We start from the raw sequence: 4973 nt of genomic DNA on the forward strand, positions 1-4973 counted from the left end.
TCAATAAAACCACCAAGATCACCAGCCTTGACATCACCAAAGTCTCTTAATGCACGAATGCGATAAAGTGTAACATCACCAACTTGTTTGGTTTCATTTGTAAATTCATATTTTTTGGAGATAGCGTTCATAATGAACTCCTTTAGGTTAATAATGTTTTGAATTGACACCTATAAAGGCGTCGGGTGCTCAAAACACAGCCTAAAGTCTGTTGTTATGCTTTCCCCGTAAGGGTATTATATGACATAACTACACCCGACAAAATCATTATACGTTTTTAAAACATACAAAGACAGTCAGTTTTTGAAAAGCAAAGAAAGATTGTTTCGTAATCTATTCGCTTTAGGATTAGTGTTTTGATCACTTAAGTATTAATATAGCAAAATACCCATTTATTGTCAACTATTTTTTGTCTTTTTTTGCCATTTTTTATAATATTTTCAAATATTTATCTCATAAAATAGCTTATAATTTTTATCTCTTTCTTTTGTAGTATTTGCCCTAAAAGCTCTCCCTTCTAATCATGATTTCGGAGCCGCGTGAGAGGGACAAAACAAGACGTTAGGTTCTTTGTCAAGGACGCCTTTAGGCGCCATGTAATGGTTTCCTTGACACTAAGAACCAAGGATTGTTAGTCCTCTCATTAAACGCGGATCTGATGTCATGATTTTGGTGAGCGTTCCGGAGAGTTTGAGAGGCGGATAGCCTCTCATTAAAAAATAAAGTTTATAAATAAAAACTATTTTTATTTGCCAATCTCCTGAAATTACTTTATTGGTAAGCGAATGTTTTAATCGTATACGCAGCGATTAATAAGGGATTAAAAGCCTTAAAGTTTGAACATAAAAATTAGCCCACTCTGTGGGTTTCCCGGGATTCCGGGAGCTTTTGCTATGTCCAGGTGCTTTAAGCACTAAAAGCAAAAAGCTGATTCAAACTTCAGTACTTTTAACTCCCGGAATACCAATGCGAGGGCGCTCGCACCCGGTCGGGGGGAATTTAAAGTGCAAAAGAAAACTCCACATTTTAATGATATTTCTGTAGGCAAAAGAATTCGTCATAAACGCATTTCAATGGGAATTTCTCAGACAGAGTTAGGAAACAAATTAGGAGTAAGCTTCCAACAAATCCAAAAATATGAAAAAGGCTCAAATCGTGTAGGAGCTGGACGTTTGCAGGAAATCGCTAACATACTAGATGTTCATATCTCCTTTTTTTATACCGATATTTCACAAAAAAGAAATATTCCGTACCATTATGATGAAGAAATTTCCAGTAAAGAAGAATATTTCCTTTTAAAAGGTTTTAGAAAACTTAATCCTAAAAAACAGAAAGCAGTTTTATGTTTGTTTTCTGAATAAAATGAATACTTTTAAAATTATAGCGTACAAACTAATCGCTCTGTTTATAAGCATTCATTAATATTTCTAGAAAATCACCATGGCGATATCGCTCTTGTTTAGCCATCAATTTAAAACGATTAATGATATTTACGCTAGCTTTGATATTTAATTGTATCTCAACTGACTGTTCACGACTTGGGAAAGTTGCTGCCTTATCTACCTCTTTGCGTTGTATAATGTTTAAAGAAGATTGAGTTTGCCGTGGTTTAAAATCATCAAGTTCTGAAAAATTTAATGGTTTTCTTTCTGTACTCATTCTTTAATTTCCTTTCTCTTGAACTTTTTTTAGCTTTGTAATGACTTCAGCAACAAATGCTTCGACATTGCCAATCGCAGTTTCTAAATTATTAACTTCCTTTGGATTGAGATTACGATGTGAACCTCCAGTTGCAAAGATTGCTGAAAAAGCATCACGTTCATTGATTTCTGTTTCAAAAACATCAAGTTCTGGGTTTTTTCTAAATTGAGATGATACAAAACGAGCAGTTCTGGATTTTGCAACAACTTTAGATTGCGTAAACAAAACAGAATAAGCGATAAGACGCCGTACAGCTTTCATATCTCTGTGAATTTCTTTTATAATTTCGATAGCTGCTATAGCGTCTTGCTGTTGTTCCTTCATAGGAACAATTACAAAATCAGATTGACTAATTGCATAACTAGTTAAGCGTGATGCTGTACCTTCTAGATCAACAATTACGAATGGATCTCGAGTAGATGCAATTTCTATTTCATCTAAAATAGTTTTTTCAGATTCATTAGTAACGACAGTAAGATTATCTGGTTTACCCGGCAATTCAGACCAAGTGGTAATAGGATGGCGAGGATCAGCATCTATAATTGTAACTGGTTTAGCATGTGCAAGTTCACAAGCAAGGAGCAAAGCAGCTGTTGTTTTTCCACTCCCCCCCTTGGAATTAGCAAAGGATATGACAGGCATTTAGTTACTCTCTAAATAGAATATGGTATGGTATGGTATTGTATAGTATTATACTATAAGGTATAATAAAGTATTAAAGTACACCTTTTATAAGAAGCAAAAATTTATAAGGAGCAAAAATGCCAAAAAAATACGTTCAAAATCATAACGATAAAGTTTTTAAAAACGTTAGCAATTTTTTTGAAACTTTTAATCAAAAAATAGATAGTTTTAACAAACCCGATATAATACAGCGTGATGGATTTACAGAAGTTAAAACAGAGAGAGGAGATATCATAAAAAGTAAAGTTCCAGAGGCTGCACTACAATTAGCTCTAATGATAGACAATGGCACAAAATTTTGGAAAGAGGATATAGGAAAAAATTAATTTCCTCTATGAGAAGTTTATCAGTTAATTTTACTATACCTTATGATATTATATCGTAGGGTAGAGTACTATACTAAAATATACCTTTATGTTTTTGGCATGGTAATGATAGGCTTTATTTTTGTAAGCGTGATGTTTTTACGTTCAATAAATAAACGCAAGGTGTTCACACTGACTCCTAATGTCTTAGCAATACGGCTCTGTGATAAACCAACATTTATAAATGCTTGAATTTCATCAATGTGATTGTCCAGCTTTAATTGCGTAGCTTTGCTTCCTTTTGGCCGGCCAAGTTTTATTCCTCGTTGACGAGCAACATTTAAGGCTTCTTTTGTGCGTGTTTGAATTAAATGCCGTTCAATTTGCGATACCATACCCAATACGTTTGCAATGATATCGCTTTGTAAACTTCCATCCATGATAAGGTTTTGTTTCGTTATATGCACAATTAAACCACGTTCACTGGCTGCTTTGAGAATTTCTAAAACAGCAAGAGAAGAACCAGCTATACGAGAAAACTCCGGTGTGAGTAAAACATCACCACATTCCGCTTTTTCAATTAAAGCACCAAGTTTACGCTTACGCCAATCTTTTCCTCTACTTGCAATTTCTTCCTCAATATGAAGTGGTGCAAAGCCATTTTTATTAGCATATTCTAACAATCCAAATTTTTGATTTTCTGTATCTTGTCCATCACGAGAAACACGTAAATAAGCATAAAATTTTGGCATTTTCAGTAAAAAGGTTATTTTTGATTAAAACTGATATATTATTGCATAGAAAAAATAGGAATTAAATATACAATTTTCGTTCATAAAAAATGATCGTTTTTTCTGATATTGCAATTTATGACGCTTCAAATGACACTGTGCGTATACTTCATGCAAAAAAAATTCAGTCGTTAAGTGTATCTAAATTGAATCCGGCTGTTTTGAATATTTCAATAAGTTTTTGGAGAGCCTCTTTTACGTGTCCATTAAAAGAAATGTAATTAATCCCTTCATAATCTGAAGGCACTTCAACATCTCGTTGTTTTAAAATAGCAATATTTCTGCAAGAAATTATAGGAAACAACATACCCATTTTAAAAATAACATTTTTATTAGCGCGCGGTTGTGCGTCTTTTTTATCAGCAGATTTTGCATAGCCAATCTCATCGGGAGTAAGTAACACAATACCAAATTTTGGAGAATTAGTTTGCATACTAATTTCTTGTTTAAAATCCTCAATAGTAGTTAAATCATCACTACCAAATTTCAGAACGTATGGTTCCAATCCAAGCTTAAAAAGAATACGTTCAGTTTGTTCTAAAATAGTATGATTATTATATACAATAAAAATTTTTGGCATTTTTATATCCCCTATAAAATACATGCATTTGTCCCAGAGGGCTTATTATTCTTTATCAACGAATAATTGCGATAAAAATTTCTCCCAATCTATATTTTCCTTTAATTTATCATTAGTCTCTTTATCAAATTTTATTTTTTTACCATTTACAGTAAAACAAAATTCAACACTTTCGATATCATCATGATTGAGCATTTCCAACACCTATAATTTCAGTTATGTTCCATGTTTTATTGAGTTTAATGGAAATTTTAATACCTTTGTTTTTACATTGCTCTCTGAAAGCAGGCGCCCCCGCACCTGCTATTTTATTTACGCAACATCCTCATACTCATCACGAAAATAATCATCATCACTACCAAATCTTGGAATTGCCTCATCATGAATTTGATCACCAAATGATAAAGAGGCATTGCTATGAATACAAGAATAGCCAGATACAACAGCATCATACACAACAGCATCATCAATGACACTGGAATGATCACAAATATAAGCACCATCACCAACAATGGCATACCCCCCGACATGAGCATCACCACAAATAACAGATGTATCAGAAATATAAGCATTATCACTTACAGAGGCGTTATCATAAATTTTTGCATTACCTTCAATTACAACAGTGTCTTGAATATGGGCGTTGCCATAAACCTCACAATAATCATTTATTTCCATGCCTTCAAAAATAGCATTACCATAAATTTGTGCATCACCATAAACGTCTACAAAAAAGCTTTTCACTTTACCATTTTCATAAACCCTTGCATTTTGAAAAACGCGTGCTTTATCGTAAACCCAGCAATTGCCATCATGAGATAAGTTGCTTTCCTTTTCAATAAAACCACCAAGATCACCAGCCTTGACATCACCAAAGTCTCTTAATGCACGAATGCGATAAAGTGTAACATC

At 33.4% G+C, this 4973-nt stretch carries 8 protein-coding genes; 2 read left to right on the plus strand and 6 right to left on the minus strand.

The window, feature by feature from the left end:
* Positions 1-1004 precede the first annotated feature (1004 nt).
* Positions 1005-1361 (plus strand): helix-turn-helix domain-containing protein, encoded by a 357-nt coding sequence (locus ACFILW_RS08780; RefSeq protein WP_375621836.1) that lies wholly within the window; start codon positions 1005-1007, stop codon positions 1359-1361.
* Positions 1362-1392: 31 nt separating this feature from the next.
* On the opposite strand, the gene ACFILW_RS08785 is transcribed toward ACFILW_RS08780, so the two are convergent.
* On the minus strand, positions 1393-1659 hold the full coding sequence (locus tag ACFILW_RS08785; protein WP_375618900.1) for a hypothetical protein: 267 nt from the start codon (positions 1657-1659) through the stop codon (positions 1393-1395).
* A 3-nt stretch (positions 1660-1662) separates the two neighbouring features.
* A complete protein-coding gene (locus ACFILW_RS08790) occupies positions 1663-2343 on the minus strand; it encodes an AAA family ATPase (protein WP_375621837.1) in 681 nt (226 codons plus the stop codon).
* A gap of 119 nt (positions 2344-2462) precedes the next feature.
* Here ACFILW_RS08790 and ACFILW_RS08795 point away from each other — a divergent pair, with 119 nt between their 5' ends.
* Positions 2463-2711, plus strand: coding sequence for a hypothetical protein (locus ACFILW_RS08795; RefSeq protein WP_375618899.1), 249 nt, complete (start codon positions 2463-2465; stop codon positions 2709-2711).
* An 86-nt stretch (positions 2712-2797) separates the two neighbouring features.
* Here the strand turns inward: ACFILW_RS08795 and ACFILW_RS08800 are convergent, their stop codons facing one another.
* The 4 genes from ACFILW_RS08800 to ACFILW_RS08815 all read right to left on the minus strand — a co-directional run.
* A complete protein-coding gene (locus tag ACFILW_RS08800; RefSeq protein ID WP_375612424.1) occupies positions 2798-3442 on the minus strand; it encodes a recombinase family protein in 645 nt (214 codons plus the stop codon).
* A 163-nt stretch (positions 3443-3605) separates the two neighbouring features.
* Positions 3606-4061: a TIR domain-containing protein gene (locus tag ACFILW_RS08805; RefSeq protein ID WP_375685581.1), complete on the minus strand. Its 456-nt coding sequence runs from the start codon at positions 4059-4061 to the stop codon at positions 3606-3608.
* Between the two features lie 45 nt (positions 4062-4106).
* Complete coding sequence (locus ACFILW_RS08810) at positions 4107-4256, minus strand: hypothetical protein (RefSeq protein ID WP_375612426.1); 150 nt, start codon at positions 4254-4256, stop codon at positions 4107-4109.
* Between the two features lie 117 nt (positions 4257-4373).
* The coding region (locus ACFILW_RS08815; protein WP_375685582.1) for a hypothetical protein at positions 4374-4973 on the minus strand (600 nt) is incomplete at its 5' end.

Origin of the sequence: Bartonella sp. TT110JLCBS (assembly GCF_042193405.1) — a bacterium.
Lineage (GTDB): Bacteria > Pseudomonadota > Alphaproteobacteria > Rhizobiales > Rhizobiaceae > Bartonella.

Bases quoted from the DNA above. Each gene is read 5' to 3' on its own strand.
- ACFILW_RS08805 (WP_375685581.1), bottom strand. From the start codon at position 4,061: ATGCCAAAAATTTTTATTGTATATAATAATCATACTATTTTAGAACAA.
- ACFILW_RS08790 (WP_375621837.1), bottom strand. From the start codon at position 2,343: ATGCCTGTCATATCCTTTGCTAATTCCAAGGGGGGGAGTGGAAAAACA.
- ACFILW_RS08800 (WP_375612424.1), bottom strand. From the start codon at position 3,442: ATGCCAAAATTTTATGCTTATTTACGTGTTTCTCGTGATGGACAAGAT.
- ACFILW_RS08795 (WP_375618899.1), top strand. From the start codon at position 2,463: ATGCCAAAAAAATACGTTCAAAATCATAACGATAAAGTTTTTAAAAAC.
- ACFILW_RS08810 (WP_375612426.1), bottom strand. From the start codon at position 4,256: ATGCTCAATCATGATGATATCGAAAGTGTTGAATTTTGTTTTACTGTA.
- ACFILW_RS08785 (WP_375618900.1), bottom strand. From the start codon at position 1,659: ATGAGTACAGAAAGAAAACCATTAAATTTTTCAGAACTTGATGATTTT.